At 30.5% G+C, this 22049-nt stretch carries 21 protein-coding genes and 1 riboswitch; of the genes, 14 read left to right on the top strand and 7 right to left on the bottom strand.

Annotated features, from left to right (window positions below; genetic code table 11):
- The first annotated feature begins 5 nt into the window (after window positions 1-5).
- Together PTZ02_RS12825 and PTZ02_RS12820 are read left to right on the top strand one after the other, a co-directional pair.
- Window positions 6-983 (top strand): ABC transporter ATP-binding protein, encoded by a 978-nt coding sequence (locus PTZ02_RS12825; protein ID WP_274228201.1) that lies wholly within the window; start codon window positions 6-8, stop codon window positions 981-983.
- A complete protein-coding gene (locus PTZ02_RS12820; RefSeq protein ID WP_274228200.1) occupies window positions 976-1773 on the top strand; it encodes an ATP-binding cassette domain-containing protein in 798 nt (265 codons plus the stop codon). Before PTZ02_RS12825 ends, PTZ02_RS12820 begins: the two co-directional genes overlap by 8 nt.
- 76 nt (window positions 1774-1849) lie before the next feature.
- On the opposite strand, the gene PTZ02_RS12815 is transcribed toward PTZ02_RS12820, so the two are convergent.
- The gene (locus tag PTZ02_RS12815; RefSeq protein ID WP_274228199.1) at window positions 1850-2506 is read right to left on the bottom strand and encodes a hypothetical protein; all 657 of its coding nucleotides are present in this window, start codon (window positions 2504-2506) and stop codon (window positions 1850-1852) included.
- 798 nt (window positions 2507-3304) lie between these two features.
- Here PTZ02_RS12815 and PTZ02_RS12810 point away from each other — a divergent pair.
- From PTZ02_RS12810 to PTZ02_RS12795, 4 genes are all read left to right on the top strand, one after another.
- Window positions 3305-4354, top strand: coding sequence for a carbamoyl phosphate synthase small subunit (locus tag PTZ02_RS12810; RefSeq protein ID WP_274228198.1), 1050 nt, complete (start codon window positions 3305-3307; stop codon window positions 4352-4354).
- Between the two features lie 26 nt (window positions 4355-4380).
- The gene (carB, locus tag PTZ02_RS12805) at window positions 4381-7590 is read left to right on the top strand and encodes a carbamoyl-phosphate synthase large subunit (protein ID WP_274228197.1); all 3210 of its coding nucleotides are present in this window, start codon (window positions 4381-4383) and stop codon (window positions 7588-7590) included.
- A 15-nt stretch (window positions 7591-7605) separates the two neighbouring features.
- A riboswitch (guanidine-I (ykkC/yxkD leader) is annotated at window positions 7606-7706 on the top strand.
- Window positions 7707-7771: 65 nt separating this feature from the next.
- On the top strand, window positions 7772-8161 hold the full coding sequence (locus tag PTZ02_RS12800; protein WP_274228196.1) for an ACT domain-containing protein: 390 nt from the start codon (window positions 7772-7774) through the stop codon (window positions 8159-8161).
- 201 nt (window positions 8162-8362) lie between these two features.
- Window positions 8363-8638: a hypothetical protein gene (locus PTZ02_RS12795; RefSeq protein WP_274228195.1), complete on the top strand. Its 276-nt coding sequence runs from the start codon at window positions 8363-8365 to the stop codon at window positions 8636-8638.
- A gap of 65 nt (window positions 8639-8703) precedes the next feature.
- Here the strand turns inward: PTZ02_RS12795 and PTZ02_RS12790 are convergent, their stop codons facing one another.
- A complete protein-coding gene (locus tag PTZ02_RS12790) occupies window positions 8704-9825 on the bottom strand; it encodes an HD-GYP domain-containing protein (protein ID WP_274228194.1) in 1122 nt (373 codons plus the stop codon).
- Window positions 9826-10071: 246 nt separating this feature from the next.
- Here PTZ02_RS12790 and murI point away from each other — a divergent pair, with 246 nt between their 5' ends.
- The 6 genes from murI to PTZ02_RS12760 all read left to right on the top strand — a co-directional run bounded on the left by murI (window position 10072) and on the right by PTZ02_RS12760 (window position 14832).
- Window positions 10072-10845: a glutamate racemase gene (murI, locus tag PTZ02_RS12785; protein ID WP_274228464.1), complete on the top strand. Its 774-nt coding sequence runs from the start codon at window positions 10072-10074 to the stop codon at window positions 10843-10845.
- Between the two features lie 200 nt (window positions 10846-11045).
- On the top strand, window positions 11046-11318 hold the full coding sequence (locus tag PTZ02_RS12780; protein ID WP_274228193.1) for an STAS-like domain-containing protein: 273 nt from the start codon (window positions 11046-11048) through the stop codon (window positions 11316-11318).
- A 267-nt stretch (window positions 11319-11585) separates the two neighbouring features.
- Entirely contained in the window at window positions 11586-12104 is a 519-nt protein-coding gene (locus PTZ02_RS12775; RefSeq protein ID WP_274228192.1) for a peptidylprolyl isomerase, read from the top strand.
- Window positions 12105-12117: 13 nt separating this feature from the next.
- The gene (locus PTZ02_RS12770; RefSeq protein WP_274228191.1) at window positions 12118-12480 is read left to right on the top strand and encodes a DUF3783 domain-containing protein; all 363 of its coding nucleotides are present in this window, start codon (window positions 12118-12120) and stop codon (window positions 12478-12480) included.
- Between the two features lie 60 nt (window positions 12481-12540).
- Window positions 12541-13236, top strand: coding sequence for a helix-turn-helix domain-containing protein (locus PTZ02_RS12765; protein WP_274228190.1), 696 nt, complete (start codon window positions 12541-12543; stop codon window positions 13234-13236).
- Between the two features lie 270 nt (window positions 13237-13506).
- A complete protein-coding gene (locus PTZ02_RS12760) occupies window positions 13507-14832 on the top strand; it encodes a peptidoglycan-binding domain-containing protein (protein ID WP_274228189.1) in 1326 nt (441 codons plus the stop codon).
- Between the two features lie 52 nt (window positions 14833-14884).
- Here the strand turns inward: PTZ02_RS12760 and PTZ02_RS12755 are convergent, their stop codons facing one another.
- A complete protein-coding gene (locus PTZ02_RS12755; RefSeq protein WP_274228188.1) occupies window positions 14885-15790 on the bottom strand; it encodes a radical SAM protein in 906 nt (301 codons plus the stop codon).
- A 47-nt stretch (window positions 15791-15837) separates the two neighbouring features.
- A complete protein-coding gene (locus tag PTZ02_RS12750; protein WP_274228187.1) occupies window positions 15838-16899 on the bottom strand; it encodes a YkvI family membrane protein in 1062 nt (353 codons plus the stop codon).
- 163 nt (window positions 16900-17062) lie between these two features.
- Between PTZ02_RS12750 and PTZ02_RS12745 the strand changes: the two genes are divergently transcribed.
- Entirely contained in the window at window positions 17063-18187 is a 1125-nt protein-coding gene (locus PTZ02_RS12745) for a hypothetical protein (RefSeq protein WP_274228186.1), read from the top strand.
- A gap of 148 nt (window positions 18188-18335) precedes the next feature.
- Window positions 18336-19265 carry a TIGR01212 family radical SAM protein gene (locus PTZ02_RS12740; RefSeq protein WP_274228185.1) on the top strand — a complete coding sequence of 310 codons (930 nt, stop codon included), beginning with the start codon at window positions 18336-18338 and terminating at the stop codon, window positions 19263-19265.
- 41 nt (window positions 19266-19306) lie between these two features.
- On the opposite strand, the gene PTZ02_RS12735 is transcribed toward PTZ02_RS12740, so the two are convergent.
- From PTZ02_RS12735 to PTZ02_RS12725, 3 genes are all read right to left on the bottom strand, one after another.
- On the bottom strand, window positions 19307-20272 hold the full coding sequence (locus PTZ02_RS12735; protein ID WP_274228184.1) for a VanZ family protein: 966 nt from the start codon (window positions 20270-20272) through the stop codon (window positions 19307-19309).
- Between the two features lie 2 nt (window positions 20273-20274).
- Entirely contained in the window at window positions 20275-20607 is a 333-nt protein-coding gene (locus tag PTZ02_RS12730) for a PadR family transcriptional regulator (RefSeq protein ID WP_274228183.1), read from the bottom strand.
- 140 nt (window positions 20608-20747) lie between these two features.
- Window positions 20748-21923 carry a class I SAM-dependent rRNA methyltransferase gene (locus tag PTZ02_RS12725; protein ID WP_274228182.1) on the bottom strand — a complete coding sequence of 392 codons (1176 nt, stop codon included), beginning with the start codon at window positions 21921-21923 and terminating at the stop codon, window positions 20748-20750.
- Between the last annotated feature and the right edge of the window lie 126 nt (window positions 21924-22049).

The following is a 22049-nucleotide window of genomic DNA, read 5'->3' as shown; positions in this document are numbered from 1 at the left end:
AGTCGATGAATAATAATACAATTCTTAATATTAGTGGACTAATGCTCTCTTTTAAAGCTAATAATGGATTCGTTCAAGTAATTAGAGGAGTGGATATTCAGCTTAACAAAGGAGAGATTCTAGGTATACTAGGTGAATCGGGAAGTGGTAAGACAGTAACTGCATCTTCAGTACTTAGATTAACGCAAGATTCTGATTTTCGAATAGATGGAGGAAGTATTATTTTTGATAATACTGAACTCATTAAACTAAGTGAAAAAGATATGCGTAAAATACGTGGGAAAAGAATATCCTATATATTTCAAGATGCTAGCGTAGCACTGAACCCATATAAAAGGGTGGGCAAGCAACTTAGGGAAGTTTTAAAGGTTCATGGGGAGAACAATGACAAAAATAAAATAATAACGGCAATGAAAAAGGTTGGAATTGACAATGCTGAGGTTGTTTATAATATGTTTCCCTGGCAGTTAAGTGGGGGACTTTGTCAAAGAGTGCTTATTACAATGAGTACCCTTTGCTCCCCAGAGATAATAATTGCAGATGAACCAACAGCCGCAATAGATGCTTCATTACAAAAAAAGGTGTTAGACCTTTTAAAAGATATAAATATAAAGGATGAATCGTCAATAATTATAATTACTCATGATTTTGATGTAGTTAGATATATATGTAATAGGGTAGTTGTAATGTATGGTGGATTAGTTATGGAGGAAGGTACAACCAAGGACATACTTACCAATCCCCTTCATCCATATACTAAAGAACTAATAAATTGTGTAGAATCCTTAGATAATAATGATAAAGAATTATATTCTCTTACGGGGAAAACGCCTATTCCCGATGAATTTAAAAATCAATGTCCATTTTATGAAAGATGCAAGTATAAAAATTCTAAGTGCCTAGAAGGAATACCAAAGGTGAGAAATATAGATGACAGAAAGGTAAGATGTATTTTAAACGATACAGGTGATATTTTTGAATAGAGAAAGTAGAGATTTAATAACAATCAAAAACCTGTCAAAACACTATATTGTAAAGAAAAATATTTTTGCTAAGAAGAATCTCATTAAAGCAGTAAATGATGTGAGTTTTGAAATTAAAGAAGGAGAATCTTTAGGACTTATTGGTGAAAGTGGATGTGGTAAAAGTACAACGGCGTCATTAATACTAAATCTTATAAAAGCTGATGAAGGTAAAATAATTTATAAGAACATGGACTTAACAAAGATAAATGATGATGTTATGAGAGGCTTGAGAAAGGAATTGCAAATTATTTTTCAAGCAAGTCAAGGGACATTAGATCCTCTGATGACAATTGATGAGTTATTAAAGGTGCCTTTAAGACTTCATAAGATAGTAGATAATTCAGGACTAGATAGTGAGGTAATAAGGTTACTTAACCTAGTAGAGTTGTCTGAAAGTGATAAATACAAGTATCCGCATCAAATGAGTGGGGGGCAGAGACAGAGAATAGGAATCGCAAGAGCTATAGCAACAAGACCAAGTTTCATAATATGTGATGAGCCAGTTTCAGCATTAGATGTATCAATACAAGGACAAATACTTAATCTTTTAGAAAACTTGAGAAAAGAATTGAAACTTACTTATCTGTTTATTTCTCATGACTTGAAGGTTGTAAAACATTTATGCGATAGAATTGCAGTAATGAACAGCGGTAAGATAGTTGAAATAGGACAAACTATGAAGATATTAGATAAGCCTAAAGAAGAATATACTAAAAAGCTTATAAGTTCACAATTGTTTTCATCTTAGCTATTATCATATAAAAACAACCCACAGAATTTTAATGATATTCTGTGGGTTTAGTCTTATAAATATTAGGTTTTTATTAATAACATGTAAAACTGTCTATCCTATTTAGATCTAATCCAAAGTATACCCATCTAAAGCCCATCCATCGCCAACCTGCTACAGACCTTGGGCCAACATAAGTTAAATAAGCCCAGTAAGCATTACCATTTTTTTGCCAAATGTATACAAATCTATTTGTACAGGGTCTTATTGCACCATAATCAACCTTATATGTGCCTACGCCTTTTTCAGTACCATACTTTTTACTCTCAGATTTTGAAGGAACAAAATTAGGAGGACTACTCATTGGGCCTGCAGCGCTTGGCATTTTACCTTGTGCTCCTTGTTGGCTATATGGATTGTTTGGATAAAATTGATTGCCTTGGTAATTTGGATAGTTTGGATAGTTTGGATAGTTTGGAGAAAGTTGAAATGCTGAAGGATCTACTATATTTGGAGGCATCATATTATTTGGGAGCTGCCTATATCCATATATAGGATTGAAAAATACATCCTCCTCTTCTTCTCTATAGCCATCACCATATTCTTCTTCTAGACTAATGAACCTAAAAAGTGGAGGGATGCTATAATTTACATCTACTTCAAATTCTCCAACTTCATCTATTTCCTCACCATGGGAAAAGAATCTAACTGTTGAGGAATCAAAGTCGAAATTTTCATATGAGTTATACATAAAAACATCCTTTTATATTAATCTCAATTAGTATTATATTCAACATTTATGAAATGGTTACTAAGTAAGATTTAAGTATTTTGAATAAAAAAATAAAAAAATCAAGGAAAAAAATAAATATAATTACTAAATCCATTGACATAATAACTAGGATAGATAATAATTAAGAAGGCTTCAAAATAAGACAAGGTATAATAATTTAGGCAAGGAAAAGGACTGTTACTTTTGTAACAGTCCTTTTGCCTTATAAAAAAATATTATTAGATAGGGATTAATAAAAAATAAAAATGAATAAATATGCAAATTTATCGTATAAATATAACAAATATCTTGAATAAATTCCTAAAGAAAAGTATAATAAGAATATATACTGACTATTAAATTGGGGGCTAAGTATATTTTAAGAAAGAAATGAATAAATTATGTATAAAAAGTAGAAATAATAAATCCCTTTATGTAAGCTGTTTCTTTTAATATAACCAAAAAGGAATTGTAGACCTTCTTGACAAATGGAATACTATAACATAGAATATCTTTAAGAAAATAAAGTTAGATACACTTTAAATTGGTCCAGTGAGGCCAGAAAGGAGTATGTTGTTATGTTAACATTTGATATTAAAAACTTAACAGCTTTGTCTTTATACGCGGTTTTTGCGTTTAACTATTTGGAGGATAATAAAGGGATTAATGATATATTTTAATCTCTCTATTATCCTTTTGTTTATGCAAAAGAATAAGGGATCTTTCTTAGATAAAAGGTGTATTCTTAGCTTTAATAGTTAAATTAGGAGGGCTATTATGAAAGCAAAGCTAATATTGGAAAATGGAATTATATTTGAAGGTAAAGCATTTGGATATTTAAAAGAAAGTGTTGGAGAGGTAGTTTTTAACACTGGAATGACAGGATATCAGGAGGTTTTAACAGACCCTTCTTATTATGGACAAATTGTCACTATGACGTATCCTCTTATAGGAAATTACGGAATAAATCTAGAAGATGTAGAATCTAAATCAGTTAAAGTTAAAGGATTTATAGTAAGAGAACAATGTTCTTACCCAAGTAATTTTAGATGCGAATTTCAGATAGAAGATTATTTAAAACAAAATAAAATTATAGGATTAGAAGGAATAGATACAAGAGCATTAACAAAGATACTAAGAAATAATGGGACTATGAAAGGCATAATTACCTTAGAAGATATTGGACTTCAAGAAGCTAAACTTAAATTAAATAATTATTCCAATAAGGATGCAGTTAAAACAGTTACTTCTAAAGAAATATATACAATAGATGGTGCTGGAAAACATGTTGCAATAATGGATTTTGGGATAAAACAAAATATAATAAGAAATTTTTTGAATAGAGGATGCAAGGTAACTGTATTTCCTGCAGATACTGAGGCAGAGAAAATATTAGAGGTGAATCCAGATTTAATATTTTTATCAAATGGTCCTGGGGATCCAGAAGATCTTCCAGATGCTATCAGAAATATTAAAGGCTTAGTTGGAAAGAAACCTATAGTAGGAATTTGCCTAGGACATCAGCTTTTAGCATTAAGCTTAGGAGGAAAGACTTCAAAGTTAAAGTTTGGACACAGGGGATGTAATCATCCAGTTAAGGATTTGGAAAGTAATAGAGTGCATATAACATCACAAAATCATGGATATGTTGTAGACACCTTACCAGAGAATATAGAGGTAACCCATGTTAATTTAAATGATGGAACAATAGAAGGAATGAAGCATAAGGAGTTACCAATATATTCAGTACAATTCCATCCTGAAGCATGTCCAGGACCAAAAGATTCGGAATATATTTTTGATAAATTTATGAAGTATTCACTTTAAGCTTAGAAGTATTAGGAGGTAAGAAAATGCCATTAAATAAAGATATAAAAAAAGTATTAGTTATAGGATCAGGTCCGATTATTATAGGGCAAGCAGCAGAGTTTGATTATTCAGGAACACAAGCTTGCCAAGCATTAAAAGAAGAAGGAATAGAGGTTGTTTTAGTAAATTCAAATCCAGCTACAATTATGACAGACAAAGAAGTAGCTGATAAAATATATCTAGAACCGTTAACTGTAGAGTTTGTTGAAAAAGTAATAAAAAAAGAAAAACCTGATTCTCTTCTTGCAGGGATGGGTGGCCAAACAGGGCTGAACTTAACTGTAGAGTTGTATGAAAAAGGTATATTAGATAAATATAATTTGAAAGTAATAGGTACTTCTGTTGAATCCATTAAAGAGGGTGAAGACAGAGAATTATTCAGAGCTATGATGCAAAGAATAAATGAACCAGTGATTCAAAGTGAAATTGTAACAACTTTAGATCAAGGAAGAAAGGTAGCAAATGAAATAGGTTACCCAGTAGTTGTTAGACCTGCATATACCCTAGGAGGAACAGGTGGAGGAATTGTAAATAATGAAGAAGAATTAAATGTAACACTAGCCTCAGGTTTGCAATTGAGCTCAATTCATCAGTGCTTGTTAGAGAAGAGTGTCAAAGGATGGAAAGAAGTAGAATATGAGGTTATGCGAGATTCCTATGGAAATTGTATAACAGTTTGTAACATGGAAAATATTGATCCAGTAGGAATACACACTGGAGACTCAATAGTTGTAGCGCCATCCCAAACATTATCGGATAAAGAATATCAGATGCTTAGAACGGCATCTATTAATATAATAAATGCTGTAGGGATTGAAGGAGGATGTAATGTACAATTTGCATTAAATCCAAATTCTTTTGAGTATGCAGTTATTGAGATAAATCCTAGAGTTTCGCGTTCATCAGCGTTAGCATCTAAAGCAACTGGATATCCAATTGCAAAGATGGCAGCGAAAATAGCATTAGGGTATGGACTAGATGAAATTGAAAATGCAGTTACTAAGAAAACTTATGCATGTTTTGAACCTACATTAGATTATGTGGTTGTTAAAATACCAAAATGGCCATTTGATAAATTCTTCTCTGCAGATAGGGCTTTAGGAACAAAGATGATGGCTACAGGAGAAATAATGGCTATAGGAGCTAATTTTGAAGCAGCATTCCTAAAAGGTATTAGAAGTTTGGAAATTGGAAAGTATTCTTTAGAGCATAAAAAGTTCAGAAGTTTAAGCTTAGAAGAACTTAGAGAAAGAATAAAAACTCCAGATGATGAGAGAATCTTTGCTCTTGCAGAAATGTTAAGAAGAGATTATAGAGTTGAGCATGTATCAAGAATAACTGGAATGGATATATTCTTTATTGAAAAGTTTAAGTGGATTGTTGAAGAAGAACAAAGATTAAAACTAAGTAAGCTTGAACAACTAGATAAAGAATGGCTACAAAATTTAAAAAGAAAAGGCTTCTCAGATAAAGGAATAGCAGATTTACTCGGTTCCACTCCAGAAGATATATTTAAATTAAGAAGTATATGGAATATAAAGCCAAGTTATAAGATGGTTGATACCTGTGGAGGAGAGTTTGAGGCACTTTCACCATACTATTACTCTACCTATGAACAATATGATGAGGTACAGGTATCGGACAAAAAGAAAGTAATGGTTATAGGGTCAGGACCTATAAGAATAGGTCAAGGTATAGAATTTGACTATGCATCAGTTCATTGTGTATTAGCTCTTAAAAAATTGGGGATCGAAACTATTATAGTTAATAATAATCCTGAAACAGTAAGTACAGATTTTAATATATCTGATAAGTTATATTTTGAGCCATTAACAGAAGAAGATGTATTTAATATAATTGAAAAAGAAAAGCCAAGTGGGGTAATACTTCAATTTGGAGGCCAGACAGCAATAAAATTAGCTAACTTCTTAAAAGAAAAAGATATTCAGACTCTAGGAACTACTGCAGATCAAATTGATTTAGCTGAAGACAGAGAAAAGTTTGATGAAATGCTAGAAAAACTAGGGGTAAGTAGGCCAAAAGGAAAAGGAGTATGGACAATAGAGGATGGAATTAAAGAAGCGAGAGAATTAGAATTCCCAGTTCTGGTTAGACCATCCTATGTATTAGGTGGCCAAGGTATGGAAATAACTCATGACGAGGATGAGTTGATATATTATTTAAGTAATGCCTTTGAGAAAGATACTAAAAATCCAATATTGATAGATAAGTATCTAATGGGAAGAGAGATAGAAGTAGATGCTATATCAGATGGAGAAGATGTTTTAATTCCAGGTATCATGGAGCATTTAGAGAGAGCAGGGGTTCACTCTGGTGACTCTATAACAATGTATCCAAGTCAAAATCTAAGTAAGTCAATTAAGGATAAGGTGTTAGAATATACTAAGAAGCTTGCACTTGAAATAGGCATAAAGGGAATGATTAATATTCAATTTATTGAATATCAAGATAATCTTTACGTGATTGAAGTTAATCCTAGGGCATCAAGAACTGTACCATATATATCAAAAGTTAGCAAGGTACCAATTGTTGATTTGGCAACTAAGGTTATGTTAGGAGCAAAGCTTAAAGATTTAGGATATGGTGTAGATGTATATAAAGAACCTAAACTTGTATCAGTAAAAGTACCTGTATTCTCAACTCAAAAGCTTCCTAATGTTGAAGTTTCATTAGGGCCTGAAATGAAATCTACAGGAGAAGTATTGGGTGTAGGTAAAACCCTAGAAGAAGCTTTATATAAGGGAATGCTTGCAGCAGGGTTATATCCAGAAAGAAATACTGGAAAAATACTAGCTACTATAAATAATCATGACAAAGACGAATTCTTAAGTATAGTTAGAAAATTAAAGGGGTTAGATTATGAATTTGTTGCAACATCAGGAACTGCAGAACTTTTAAGAAAAGAAGGATTAAATGCTGAAGTAGTAAGAAAGCTTGGAGAAGAAGAACCAAATATAATGAATGTAATTAAAAATAAGGAAGTTGATCTAGTAATTAATACACCGACTAAAGGTAATGATTCTAAAAGGGATGGCTTTAATTTAAGAAGAGCTGCAGTAGAAAGAAATATCGGAGTAGTTACTGCATTAGATACTTTTAACGCTATAGTAAATGTAAAAGTTAATCAAACGTGTAAAAAAGATCTTGAGGTATTTGACATCGCAGAAGAGTAAGATATAATAAAATGAAGAAAAGTTTTCTAGGTTTCCGCAGAAAAGAACTGGTCAGGTCCGAGAGAGAACGCACAATTATATTATTGTGTACACGGAAGGATAAAAGCCTGGGAGATATCGTAGAGATGTCCTCCTAGGCTTTTAATATTTTAAAAATAACAGTAGAGAGGATAAACAATAAATGCAGGATTTAAAATTGAAATTGAAACTATTAGAAATGTTTTATGGAGTTTGTAGGTTGGACTGTAAAGATGAAATACCTAAATGGGCATTGCAAAGCGATGTCTATTCAATTACTAAGACCCATGAGGAACTATCTATAGTATGTAATGAGGAATATATTCCAGAAGAAATAAAGTGCGAGAAAAAATGGAGAATTTTGAAGGTTCAAGGACCTTTGGATTTTTCGTTAATCGGAATATTATCAAATTTAAGTAGTGTACTTGCTCAGCATAAGATAAGTATTTTTGCAATATCAACCTATGATACAGATTATGTATTAGTAAAAGAGAATAAGATAGGTGAGGCAATTGAGGCTTTAAAAGCTATAGGATGTGAAATAGAGGTTTAAGAATACACCCCCTTAACGTAAATATTTACTAAAAGAAGTAAATAAGTGTTGACACTTGAACATATGTTCGATAATATATAGATATAGAATATATGTTCGTATAAAGATAATTGTAATAAATATATATAGATAGGCATAGTATTTATTATGTAAAGAGAATTGATAATCTCTTTATATAGATTTGTTTAGGGGGTTATTAATATGAAAAAGACTAGTGGAATATTTGTTAAAATAAATTATAAGATTGATAGAAGTTTTAAAGAAGGTATAAAAGAAAATTCACATAAGAATAAGAAAGGCCTTTTTGATAAGTATCTTCTTTGTGGTGGGAAATATAATAAAGATGGGGTTACAATGATTTTTCAAGCGGAAAACTTAAAAGAGGCAGAAGAAATAATTAATAATAATCCGTTTCAGAAGGCAAGTTTTTATTCCTTTGAAATATTGAGCAAGAATTATATTGCATTAAATTCTTAAATTTAAGATAAAAAACAGGACATTAAGAATATAAATTCTTCAATGTCCTGTTTTAATTATGTACTTTATACTTCGTATTGAATCCCAGAAATAACTAGGGATAAATCTTTTAGTAAGTTTATGATAGAACCCACCCTATTTTCATTTAATGGACTTTTTAATATTTTTATACTAGGTCTCAATGGGTAATTAGGAGGGGTTTCCTCTACAACTCCGATTTCTCCATTGCTCAATTTTACAACAGTACCTGTAGGGAATGGGACTATAATTTTTGTGAATAAATCAACGTAATTTATATCAAAATGAGTACCTACATTAGCCATAATGTATTCTAAGGCTTCATTAGGTGTAGCAGCCTTTTTATATGGTCTATCAGAAGTTAATGCATCATATACATCGGCTATAGCAACTATTTTCACCAGTGGGTTAACTTCATTCCCAGTTAATCCGAAAGGATATCCAGTACCATCTTCTTTTTCATGATGCTGCAATATTATCATTTTAGCCACTGAACTAAGTTCTGTAGTACTACCTATGTAATCATAACCTTTTTGAGGATGAGTCTTAATTATGTTAAATTCTTGCTCTGTAAGCTCAGCGTCCTTTAGAATTATTTCCTTTGGAATACAAACCTTGCCTATATCGTGAATTAGAGCACCGATACATAAATCTTGTAAATCTGAGCGTGGCAATTTTAAAGCAACTCCCATAACCAATGAAAGAACCGCTACATTAACACAATGCTGATATGTATAGTTATCCATACTTTTAATATCTACTAAATTAACAAGTATATTTTTATTCGCAGATATATTTTCAATTAATTCTAAAGCAACATCACAGATGTTTTTTAAATAACATTCTCTTTCTTTAATTAAAAGATTTTTATCTTTTGAAGAGGTGCTAGAATCAAATATGTAATTAGCAATTCTCTCTATATTAGAAAAAGTATCTTTAACAATCTTGATAGACTTTTGCCTTAATTCAGGCTTGATAACATCTTCTATATCACTGTAGCTATATTCATCAATTATGTAAAGTGAGAAAATATTGATGGATTTTATCCGCTTGATAAGTGCCGTATTCAATTTAATCCCTTCTTTTAGAAGAGTACGTCCATTTTCATCGAAAATAGTTCTAGCCAAAAAACTTCCTTCTTTTATACACTCAATAGGCACCAGCCTCATAAATAACACCTCATACTAGTAACAGATAAGTATAATTATACTATAGAATTTTAACAATAACTATATAAATGATTTAAAATTGTTACAGAATCACTACTATTTGCAGTATCATAAAGCTATTTTTAGATAGTTAAGAATGAAGCAATAAAAATCATAATACATTCCTAATAATTAGGTGATATAATTATTATATATTAATTATTAATAGTTTATTTATATTAGCTTAATTAATGGAGTGATAACATGATGGAAGAGCTTATTAAGAATAGACCCATAGGTTTCTTTGATTCTGGAGTTGGAGGCCTAAGTGTTTTAAAGAAAGCAATTGAATATATGCCAGAAGAAAATTATATTTATTTAGGAGATTCAGCTAATGCACCGTATGGTGTTAAATCTATAGAGGAGATAAAAAGATTAACTTTAGAGAATATTGAATTTTTATTAGGTAAAGGAGTAAAGGCGATTGTGGTTGCATGTAATACCGCAACTTCAGTAGCTATAGAGGAGCTTAGAACAAAGTATATAGATATTCCGATCATAGGAATAGAACCTGCATTAAAACCAGCAGTAGAATTACAGAAATTAGGAAGAATTATCATCATGGCTACAAATGCTACTTTAAAGGAAAGAAAGTTTAAGAATTTAATGAATGAATATTCTTTTGGGCAGGATATATATCCATTGCCATGTCCTGGATTAGTTGAATTTGTAGAAAATGGGGTATTGAATGGTGAAGAACTAGAACAATTTCTTAAGAAAATTCTTGAAGAGGCTTCGATGGAGGATATAGCTTCAATAGTTTTAGGATGTACACATTATCCGTTTGTTAAAGATACAATACAAAAAGTTGTTGGGGAAAAAGTTACAATTCTTGACGGAAGTCTAGGGACCGTAAAAGAGTTAAAAAGAAAATTAATTAGGAAGGAAATAAAACAAATAGAGTCAGAAAAGGGATATGTTAAAATATATAATACTTTGGAAGAAAAGATAAAATTGAGTCATACATTAATAAATGTATAGAAAGAATTTAACATATGTAATAGGAAAATTAGAAGGTTTGAGAAATCTTCTAATTTTTTTAAAGAAAAGTTTGTGAAAATATTGACAGACTATTGAGAGTTTGATATATTATTAACAGGGAGAGAATTTTCTGAAAATTTAAATAAAAGATTAAATAATATAAATAAATTCTATTATTCAGTAAATAAGGGGTGTTTTTTATGGAAATTAAAATCAAAAAATGTTTAGGAGAGAAGCTTGCAGTAGAGGATGCTATCATAGTTAGGGATATGGTGGAGAAAAATATCCAAGAGGAAGTAGTGCTAGATTTTGAAGGATTTAAAAGAATTCCTAGTACATTTTTATGCTGCTTATTCACAGATTTAATAAACAAGCAAGGTAGAGAGTATATTTTTAATCAAGTAAATGTGAAAAACTTATCAAATTATGAGGACTATACTAGAGTTGTTAAAGGTACAGCTTATACTGCATAAAAATTTCGAGTAAAAGAAAAATAATTTATATATAAGAATGGAATTCCAAAGTGGGATTCCACAAAAATGAAGAGGAAAGACCTCTTTTTTTTGTCGTTAATTATAGAAAAAATAAATAAAAAAGTTCACCTAAATTAATATAGAACAATTGATAATATCTTCTTGTTTATGTATAATCTTTAATAAATATAGGAATTATTTGGCGTTAAATATATAATAATATATAGGATATATATTTAATGTTTTTTGTTGAAAGGAGAAAGGCAAATGAGTAATCCAATAGTTACAATAACAATGGCAAATGGCAAGGAGATGAAGGCAGAATTATATCCTGATATTGCTCCAAATACAGTGAAAAATTTTATTAGTTTAATAAATAAAGGATTTTATGATGGATTAATATTCCATAGAGTAATTCCAGGGTTTATGATACAGGGAGGATGTCCAGAAGGACAAGGAACTGGTGGACCAGGTTACTCAATTAAAGGTGAATTTACAAGTAACGGATTTAAAAATGAATTGAAGCATAGTAAAGGCGTTTTATCAATGGCAAGAGCAATGCATCCGGATTCAGCTGGAAGTCAATTCTTTCTAATGGTAGCCGATGCTCCACATTTAGATGGTCAGTATGCTTCATTTGGTAAAATAACTGAAGGTATAGAAGTTGCAGATGAAATAGTTGCTACAAAAACAGATTTTAGAGATAAACCATATGAAGATCAAGTAATTAAGTCAGTTAAAGTTGATACTTTAGGCGTGTCATATGATGAACCAGAAACAATTTAAGTGAGGGATGTATATGTTGAATAACCAAAAAACTGTATTAGTTTATGGATTTAGTCAAGAGCAAAGCAGTGTTCTTAGCTCTGATAAATACGATACAGTCATTGTATCAAAAGAGATGATAAATATGAAACTTAAGGATATAATTGACGGATTAAGGTTTGAGACATTTGAAAGCAATCCAGCTAAAGAACAAGTGGTAGTATTTAATAATTTTACAGATGATGAACTTAAGATAATGCTTAGTATAATAAAAGGAATTTCTCCAAATGCAATTAAGGCAGTAGTTACACCTACATCTATAAATTGGAGTTTTAAGTATTTAATAGAACACCTAGTAGAAGAGAGAGAATGGTATAAAGCAAATGCAAAAAAATAAATAAAGAAGTTTATTTGAAATTAGACTATTTGAAAAAACTAGCGGAAGGAAGAAAGAACCTTGAGTAGAGTTGGCGAAAAGATTAAAAAGGCTAGAGAAAGTAGTGGCTTAACTCAAAAGGCCTTAGCAAAAAAACTTGGCCTTGCAGAGAAGTATATAAATGAAGTAGAGCTTGGAAGAAAAGTATTAAGTGAAAATTTAATTGATAGAATAGGAAAAGTATTAAATACAGATTTAAATGATATAAGTATGGTTGTAACAGATGAAGAGCTAATGAAGGAAGTTAAAAAGGAACCAGTTAGAAAAGCAGCTCCTTCTATTACGACTCCTAAAATGGATCTTAGAGAGGTAAATGAAGACTGGAGCAATGCATTTAGTTCAGTTTTTAGAAAAGTTCCTATTTATAATTATGATTTTACAAAAGAATTTGGAGCAGTTGAGTTACCAGTACATTCAAATAAAATCAATGGATATACAGTAGATAAAGTATTTTACATAGTAATTGAAGAAGAGGATATGCTTGGATTTAGAATATCTAAGGGAGATAAAGCTTTAGTTCACTCTGTAAAAGAAATTGAAAGCAATAGTATTATGCTTTTAGAACACCAAGGAAAAAGGATAGTAAGGCAAGTAAAGAAATTAGATAATACGAAAGTTTTACTAGTTTCAAATAAAGGAAACTTAGTTACAGATACAGTAAGTATAAAGGATATAAAGCCACTAGCTAAGTTGGATAAGATAGAAATAGAACTTTAATATATCAGAGAGAGTAGTAATAAGTTAAAATAACTTATTACTACTCTTTTTTTATTTAAGTTTATAAGATGTGGGGAAAATGTGGATAAGGTTAATAATATTGTGGATAACTCACCAAGAAACTTTTTAATATCAACACTTTAGGAAGCAGTTATCAATGTATTCTTTGTGGATAAATATAAAAATATTCATTTGATTTTATAGTATAAGTACAATATAACTACTTTTTCATATAATAACCTAGAAAGTAATTTAAGGGAGAATAAAGCTTTGCCAAAAGGAAGAATAAAGGTGCAATGTTTTGTAAGAAATAGCTATGTACCTGTAGATAATAGTAGAATAACAATAAATACCCAGGGGGGTGGAAGTCAAGTATATGATGTTGTAACTGATAGTTCAGGTCTTACACCTGAAATAGAAGTAGATGCCCCTCCAGTAGAATACTCTCAAAATCCTTCAGCGCAAATGCCTTATAGTCTATGTGATGTAAAAGTAGAGAGAAGTGGTTTTGATCCATTAAATATCAGGGGGTGCCAGATATTTCCGGAAAGAACTGCAATTCAACCAGCAAACTTAAATGAGAATACTAATAGAGCAACAAGACAACAAATAATAATCATACAAGCTAACACACTTTTTGGTATCTTTCCACCTAAAATACCTGAAAGTCCTGAAAAACCTTTGCCACCACCTTCAAGTGGGGTTGTTTTATCCCAACCAGTTGTACCAGAGTTTGTTATAGTACATCAAGGTACACCTGATTCAGCAGGGCCTAATTACACAGTTAAGTTTACAGACTATATCAAGAATGTTGCATCATGTGAGATTTATTCAACTTGGTCAGAAAATACTATAAGAGCAAATGTTTATTGCATACTTTCATTTACACTAAATAGAATATTTACAGAATGGTATAGAGGAAAAGGGAAGAGTTTTGATATTACTAATTCTACAGCTTTTGATCATGCATTTAACTATGGAAGAAATATATATGAAAATATAAGTAGAGTTGTAGATGAAATTTTTACTAGTTATGTAAAAAGACCAGGAAGTAAGCAACCATTACTTACACAATATTGCGATGGACAAAGAGTTAAATGCCCTCAATGGTTAAGTCAATGGGGAAGCAAGTATATGGGAGATCAAGGAACACCTCCTCAAGAAATACTAACAAACTACTATGGCAGTGATTTACAATTAGCAACTGCTCCGCAGGTAAAAGGAATACCTAAGTCATATCCAGGGACTACCTTAACAATAGGTTCAACAGGTCAGCCTGTAAGAGATATTCAAACTTACTTAAATGCTATCTCTAAAAATTATCCAGCTATTCCTAAGTTAAATGTAGATGGAAAGTATGGACCTAAAGTAGCTGAAGCTGTAAAAGTATTTCAAGGTGTATTTTCATTACCACAAACAGGTGATGTAGATTATGCAACATGGTATAAGATATCTGATGTTTATGTAGGTGTAACTAAAATAGCAGAATTAAGATCATCCATAGACGGAAGTGAAAAGATATTTGTGCCACCAATTGGTTATAACTTTGCAAATTCTGAGATGCCAAGAGTTTCTTATTATGATGATATGTTATAAAAAGATGGGGTTTAAGAGAGCTTTCTAGCTCCCTTAAACCCCATTTTATTTATTAAACCCCTTCATTTAAAAAGCTTGGAACAAAGGCTTTAGAGCTACTTCCTTCCTCTTGAATAAAGCCGTTTGCCACTCCTATAGAAAGTGCATAATCTACAAGAGAATCATAGTGCTTTGGATTAAGAGGTTTATTTATCTCAGGAAAACTATGAGCCTGATTCATAGGAGTATACTGGTTCATAATACTAATATAAACCTTGTTGTTAAATGTTTCATGAATTGCATCGATAACTTTTTTTGAATCAAAAAGTAGCGATGGCAGCATAAGATGGCGTATAATCATACCTTTTAGTATAATGCCATTCTTATCAAATTTAGCTTCCCCAACCTGATCATACATTTCCTTAAGAACAGGTATAAGATTTTCTCTATAATTTTTAATTTTTGAATATTTTATAGCATATTTATCGTCATAATACTTAAAGTCCGGTAAATACACATCAATGAAGCCTCGTAGGGCTTTTATTGAATCTAAGGTATCATATCCATTTGTATTATAAAGAATAGGAATAGAAAGCCCTTTATTTTTTGAGATTTTAATAGCTTCAATTATTTGTGGAATATAGTGAGTTGGAGTAACTAGATTAATGTTGTTAGCATTTTGAGCTTGAAGTTCTAGGAATATTTCACTCAATCTTTCAATGGTGATTTCTTTACCTGAATGTTCTTGACTTATCTGGTGATTTTGGCAAAATACACAGGAAAAATTGCAATGAGAAAAGAATACAGTTCCAGAACCATTTTCTCCTGAAACACAAGGTTCTTCCCATAAGTGTAAAGCTGCTCTAGCTACTTTTAGATTTTTTCCAGCTTTGCAGTAACCTAAAATATTATTATTCCTATTAACATTACATTGTCTATAGCATAAATTACAATTATTTAACATATCTAAAGAATTCATTAAAAACACCTCCTAAAGATTATACATCCAGGAGGCATTAAAATAAATTACTTATTTTTTATTACATAGTTCTTAATATAAAAATATAAACATTGTACAATGAAAATTAAACTTAATAATCCAAACATAGGATATAAGGTGGAAATTAGATTTGTGAAACCAAGTTGTGAAATTGGAAGAGCTATAAATATAATTATGAATATTCCAATTTTAAATGGAATTTTAAAACTTTGCTCAAGAGTTTTACTAATCGAAAAAACATCTGAAACCTCAGTAGAAAACATTTCAAGAAGAATAATTATAAGTAAAAAACCTTGAATAATGTTTCCAAACCTATTTGTTACATAAAGTAAAGGTATCTCATATTTGTATATATAAGGTTGATTTAACATTAGCATAATATTTATTAAGAAGCATAAAAGGGTTAAACCAATAGCTCCAAATATTATGCCCCAAAATAAAGTGCTTTTTTTCTTCATTTCTTTACCCAAAGGAACTAAAACCCCACTACAGCAAAGTATATTATATCCAGAATACAAAATAGTTGAAATAAGCCAATGTTCTTTTTGTACAGGAAATGAATTTAAGTTTTTAAAAGTTAGGAAGTCCTTATAGAAAAAAATATAGAGTAGCATAATAGTTATAATTACAATAATAAGTGATGGGACTATTATAGAATTTATTTCAATAAGTCCTTTTGTATTTCTTAGTAGAGTCATTAATGCCAAAAATAGCATTATAAGTGTGCCAACGATTTTTGGAATTCCAAAAAATTGATTTAATAGTGCTCCGGAGCCGGCAAGGATTATGGAGGCACTTGATATTAAATATAATGTTGTAATAATCCCAGTGATATTTCCCAATATATTTGGACTTACCTTTTTTATTACCTGAGAGTAGGAATCTAGATCATTATCTATTCCTATTCGGGAAATAATAATTCCCATAAGAATATAGAATAAACCACATAAGGCTATTCCAATAAAACTTTTAACACCGTAGACTGTAAAAAATTGAGTTATTTCTTTTCCTGAGGCAAGTCCAGCGCCAACAATGGTTCCAATAAACACTGCAGCAACTTGAAATATTTTTTTGATTTCTACCTTCAAGTATATCCCTCCTAATAATCTCCCAATATATGATTAATAAATTTATGTATTATATATAAAATATATAATGCAGTTTCTTTATTTATTCTCAATGTCATTGTATAAATAGTTTATTTTATTTTGGAAAAGCTAAATTTATAAACTAAAGAATGGAGGTATTAAGTTGAAACGAGTAATAAGTATTTTTATTATATTTATAATAAGTATTTCATTAATAGCCTGTAAAAAGAGCAAAAACAACTTAGATAGTGCAAGTGCTGATGCAGGCTTTGATTATGTAAAGAGTGAACAACTTGCAAATCAATATATTGATTACTTATCCAAAAATGATTTTACAAACTTAAGAAGAATTAGTACTCCAGAATTAAATGGTAATAATAAGAATGTAGAAAAAAAGGGAAATCCAATAATCACATATAGAAAAAGAGATACAAAAGAAACCGGAAAAAATATCTATTACATGTATAGGGTCGTAAAGGCTTCACCAGATAATCCTAATGGGAGTTTAGATAATTATGCAGTAAAGATTGATAAAAGTGAAAGCGGAGAATATCAAATAGATGATGTACAATCTTCAACTGAATTAGAAGTCTACGGTCAAGATTCTTTCTTAAGGGTAAAATATAGGGATGATGTAAGAGGATATTTATTAATGAGGCTTTCAAACTTTCCAAGAGAAATATATCCGAAGATTAATAAAGCTCCTATTTACAAAGAAAATATTACTCCTAAGGAATTTGGAGTATCTAGTATAGCCTATGAAGGGAAGAAGGTAGCAGTAACAGGAAAAGATGGAGATAAGACCATTTTAGGTGTAGTAGAAATAGATGAAGAAGAAAAGAAAAAGGCTAGTGGAGAAGTAGGTGATAGTTCAGGAGTCGGAGCTGGTGGTGGCTCAGGAGCAGGAGGAGGAACTAGCAACGGGGCAGAAACAGCAGGTATGCTTGAAACACCTATTGGTAAGAAGATTGTGACATTAGATATATACACTGATAAAAAAGTAGACTTGATGATTTTCGGAAAAGATGAAGAAAATATTATAGTACAGCATTCAGATAAAAGCGGGAGAAAAGGAATTAATATCTATAAAGCCAGTAGTGGGGATGCTTTAGATATAAAGTTTGATGAAAACTTCCCTAAGAATATGTATAACTTAGTGGTAAAAAATGTTAATGACTATAAGTTATACTTTAAAGTTGAGCCGATAGGTGGAGTAACTGGTGTAAGGCAAGATGTTCTGGGAGAATATTCAGTTGGTTTAAAGGATTTAAAAATAGAAAAATTGTAATATAATATATATATGGTTTCAGAAATTAGATTTATTTTTCCTTTTAAAGCATCTTGGGGTTAAAATTAAAATGGCTAAGCTGCTTTAAAAGGTTTTTGTTTAATTAGTAAGATGTACATGCATATAATAAATAGAAAAAGGTGAGCACATGGAAAAAATCCTTTGGGATAACAAAAGATATTTAAGTTTAAACTATTTTTTAAGAGAGAAATTTGGAGAAAAGATTTTTAAAATTTCATTAGATGCAGGATTTTCCTGTCCTAATAGGGATGGGAAAATTAGTAGTGGAGGATGTCTGTTTTGTAGTGAAAGAGGTTCTGGAGATTATGCAGGAGATAGAAACTTTTCTATTTCGAAGCAATTTGTAGATATTAAAGATATGATGGCAAAGAAGTGGAAGAATGGAAAGTATATAGCATACTTTCAAGCATACACAAATACATATGCTCCTATTGAAGTTTTAAGAAATAAATACCAAGAAGCATTAGCGCAAGAAGATGTAGTAGCATTAGCAATAGCTACAAGGCCTGACTGCTTATCTGACGAAGTTTTAGATTTACTTGAGGAAATGAACAGCAAAGTATATACATGGGTAGAATTAGGATTACAAACAGTTCATGAGAAGACAGCCAAGCTTATTAATAGGGGATATACATTAGAGGTTTTTGAAGAGGCATTAAAAAAGCTAAGAGAAAGAGGAATTGATGTAGTTGTACATACTATATTTGGTCTTCCTGAAGAGAGCAAGGAAGAAATGCTTGAGACTATTAGATATATTTCGAATAAGGATATACAAGGAGTCAAGTTCCACCTATTACATTTAATGAAAGATACTCCTATGGTAAAGTTATATGAGCAAGGAAGGCTAAAATTTCTTACTCAAGAGGAGTATATAGAGCTAATATGTGAGAGCATAAATATTATTCCTCAAAAAATGGTTGTGCATAGATTAACTGGAGATGCTCCAAGAAGCCTATTAATTGGACCTATGTGGAGCTTAAAAAAGTGGGAAGTATTAAACGCTATAGATAAGACAATGGAAGACAATGATTATTATCAAGGAAAGTATAGAGAATAAAAGTACCCCGAGAATAGGTTGTATTCTCGGGGTATATAATTTTAATTACGTAAAAGAAAAATATAGAAATAGAAAGTAATAGTAATAAAAGAACATAAAATTATAAGATTTTTATGAAGGGTTAAATAGTGTTTTTTATTCAAAAAAGAAAATAATAAGTGCCCAAGGAAAACTCCAGTAAGATTAATTAATAACATATCCACACTTATTAATATATATTTAAGCTCAGATATACCAATTAATGTTAGAAAAATATTTGCTAGTGAAATTAATATATAGGCTATTAATCCTAGTAAGATAGATTTTTTTAGACTTTTAAATTTACTGTAAGTAATAGGAGCTAAAAATCCTAAGGGTATAAATAAAGCAATAGCACGTATACGATTAATCAATATATAATTTAGTGTTAAACCATGTTGAAGACCTGTAGTGACATTTTGGATAGTCCATTTAATAGGGATAAGTCCTATGTCAAATATAGGTGGATTACTAAAATTGGGGTAAGTATATATAGGAAATAACTTTATGCCTATAAGTAAGCTAATATAGTATATAAAAATAAATTTATATAATTCAGTTGTTATACTAAATTTATGTTCTGATTTATTTTGATTTTTTAAGGTTACGCATCTAATAATCAAATACGTAGGGGGTAACAAAAATACAGCTATTGTCCCACGTAATCCACCAGAACCAAGTTCCGAAATTAACAATATGATTAGTGAAAATAATATTACTAATGCTCCAATTGATAAAAGTAATATAGGATTTACGCTTTTCTTATAAATTGGTACTACTTCAGATAATTCATCTTCTAGCATGGCTGTTTCACCAAATCTATCTAGAGCTATTTTTATACTCTCAGATTGGCTTTTACCTTCTCTTTTTAATTCCTCTATTGCTTCAACTAAATGAGTCTTCATTTCTTCTTTTAACTCTTTGACTTCTGTTGAGTGTTCTGGGGAATTTTTATATAAAGAGTTAATGTAATCATCAATTTCTTTCATTCCTATACCTCCTTAAAGAAGAGATCTAAAATATCTCTAAAAAATGTCCATTCTTCTTTCTTAAGTTTAAGATAACTTAAACCTTCATTGGTTATTTTGTGATATCTTCTTCTTCCACCACCACTTTCGTTGTCATCCCAATAAGTTGAGACTAGACCATTACTCTCTAGCCGTTTTAAAACTACATATAGAGTACCTTCTTTTATTTCAAACTTGTCCTTACTGATTAGTCGTATTCTCTTCGAAATTTCATAACCATATAAGTCTTCATCTATTAGAAGTGATAGAATGATGCTTTCAATATATCCTTTTAGCATTTCTTTATGAATTTCCAAAAAATACACCTCCTGCATATATTATACTATAGACTACTCTATACTATAAAGTAGTTTTCAAAAAATATTTACATTCTTACTTAATATAAAAATTAAAGCAGAAACCACAATTGGTTTCTGCTTTAATCAAATCATATATATTAAACTACTTGGAATACATAAAACTTTAAATAATATGATTCATCTGAACCCCAAAGTATTGGGTGATCACAGGATTGAGTTCTAAATTCTACTTGTCTAAGCTGTCTTTTTGCATCTTTGGCAGCATCCATTATGGTTTCAGATAAAAGTTCCTGGCTCATATAATGTGAGCAGGAGCAAGTTATTAAGTAGCCACCTTTTTTGACCATTTTAAGACCACGTAGGTTGATTTCTTTATAGCCTCTTTTTGCTCCCTTAATGGTATCTCTTGATTTTGTAAAAGCTGGTGGATCTAAAATTACAACATCAAATTCTCTACCTTCCTTTGACCAATCAGCAAGGATGTCAAAAGCATTATGACATTCAAATTTTACTGTATCAGATAAACCGTTTAGTTCAGCATTTTTTCTAGCAAAATCTACTGCATGCTGAGAAACATCTATGCCTAGTACTGACTTTGCACCTGCAATACCAGCATTAAGTGCGAAAGAACCGGTGTGAGTGAAGCAATCTAATACATCAGCATCTTTACATATTCTATGGATAGCCTTTCTATTTTCCTTTTGATCAAGGAAAAATCCTGTCTTTTGACCATTTTCAATATCAACATAGTATTTAACGCCATTTTCAATTATCTGAACCATGGTATCAAAAGGTTCTGTTAAGAAGCCTTTCTTTTGTTCTAGTCCTTCAATTTCTCTAGTAGTTATATCACTTCTTTCGTAAACACCTTTTGCACCAAAGTCTTCAACAAGTAATTTTACAATTACATCTCTATATTTATCCATTCCTAATGTAGATATTTGAATTACATAATAATCTTCAAATTTATCAATAGTTAGTCCTGGAAGGAAATCAGCTTCACCAAAAACAAATCTACAGCTGGAAGTGTCGATAACTTTTTTTCTATAATTCCATGCCATATGAAGTTTTTCTCTAAAGAAGTTTTCATTTATTTCTTCATCAAAGTCTTTTGTTAAAATACGAATAGTTATTTTTGAACGATCATTTATGTAACCTTTACCAATAAAAATTCCTTTTGAATCATAAACTTCAACAATATCACCATTTTCATAGTCTCCATCATATTCATTGATTTCGCTTATGTATATCCATGGGCGTCCATGAAGAGCTTTTTTAGTAATGCCTTTATTTAAATAGAATTTACTAATCATAATTTCACTCCTTAATATAAATTCACATTAGATTATAGCATATAGAGTCCTCGATTTATATATGTTGCCTATTTACTATATTTTTTACTTATCGTATTATTAATTATATAAACTTAAGGAGGATTC

This window comes from Clostridium sp. 'White wine YQ' (assembly GCF_028728205.1).
Taxonomy (GTDB): Bacteria; Bacillota; Clostridia; order Clostridiales; family Clostridiaceae; genus Clostridium_T.
Note: the sequence above shows the minus strand (reverse complement) of the source record. Positions and strands in the feature narration are given on the sequence as shown.

What these genes read in the sequence shown, in the direction of transcription:
- murI (WP_274228464.1), top strand. Translation starts at nt 10,072, where the DNA reads ATGGAAGAGCTTATTAAGAATAGACCCATAGGTTTCTTTGATTCTGGA.
- carB (WP_274228197.1), top strand. Translation starts at nt 4,381, where the DNA reads ATGCCATTAAATAAAGATATAAAAAAAGTATTAGTTATAGGATCAGGT.
- PTZ02_RS12755 (WP_274228188.1), bottom strand. Translation starts at nt 15,790, where the DNA reads ATGAATTCTTTAGATATGTTAAATAATTGTAATTTATGCTATAGACAA.
- PTZ02_RS12800 (WP_274228196.1), top strand. Translation starts at nt 7,772, where the DNA reads ATGCAGGATTTAAAATTGAAATTGAAACTATTAGAAATGTTTTATGGA.
- PTZ02_RS12740 (WP_274228185.1), top strand. Translation starts at nt 18,336, where the DNA reads ATGGAAAAAATCCTTTGGGATAACAAAAGATATTTAAGTTTAAACTAT.
- PTZ02_RS12770 (WP_274228191.1), top strand. Translation starts at nt 12,118, where the DNA reads ATGTTGAATAACCAAAAAACTGTATTAGTTTATGGATTTAGTCAAGAG.
- PTZ02_RS12780 (WP_274228193.1), top strand. Translation starts at nt 11,046, where the DNA reads ATGGAAATTAAAATCAAAAAATGTTTAGGAGAGAAGCTTGCAGTAGAG.
- PTZ02_RS12795 (WP_274228195.1), top strand. Translation starts at nt 8,363, where the DNA reads ATGAAAAAGACTAGTGGAATATTTGTTAAAATAAATTATAAGATTGAT.
- PTZ02_RS12725 (WP_274228182.1), bottom strand. Translation starts at nt 21,923, where the DNA reads ATGATTAGTAAATTCTATTTAAATAAAGGCATTACTAAAAAAGCTCTT.
- PTZ02_RS12735 (WP_274228184.1), bottom strand. Translation starts at nt 20,272, where the DNA reads ATGAAAGAAATTGATGATTACATTAACTCTTTATATAAAAATTCCCCA.
- PTZ02_RS12775 (WP_274228192.1), top strand. Translation starts at nt 11,586, where the DNA reads ATGAGTAATCCAATAGTTACAATAACAATGGCAAATGGCAAGGAGATG.
- PTZ02_RS12825 (WP_274228201.1), top strand. Translation starts at nt 6, where the DNA reads ATGAATAATAATACAATTCTTAATATTAGTGGACTAATGCTCTCTTTT.
- PTZ02_RS12810 (WP_274228198.1), top strand. Translation starts at nt 3,305, where the DNA reads ATGAAAGCAAAGCTAATATTGGAAAATGGAATTATATTTGAAGGTAAA.
- PTZ02_RS12815 (WP_274228199.1), bottom strand. Translation starts at nt 2,506, where the DNA reads ATGTATAACTCATATGAAAATTTCGACTTTGATTCCTCAACAGTTAGA.
- PTZ02_RS12790 (WP_274228194.1), bottom strand. Translation starts at nt 9,825, where the DNA reads ATGAGGCTGGTGCCTATTGAGTGTATAAAAGAAGGAAGTTTTTTGGCT.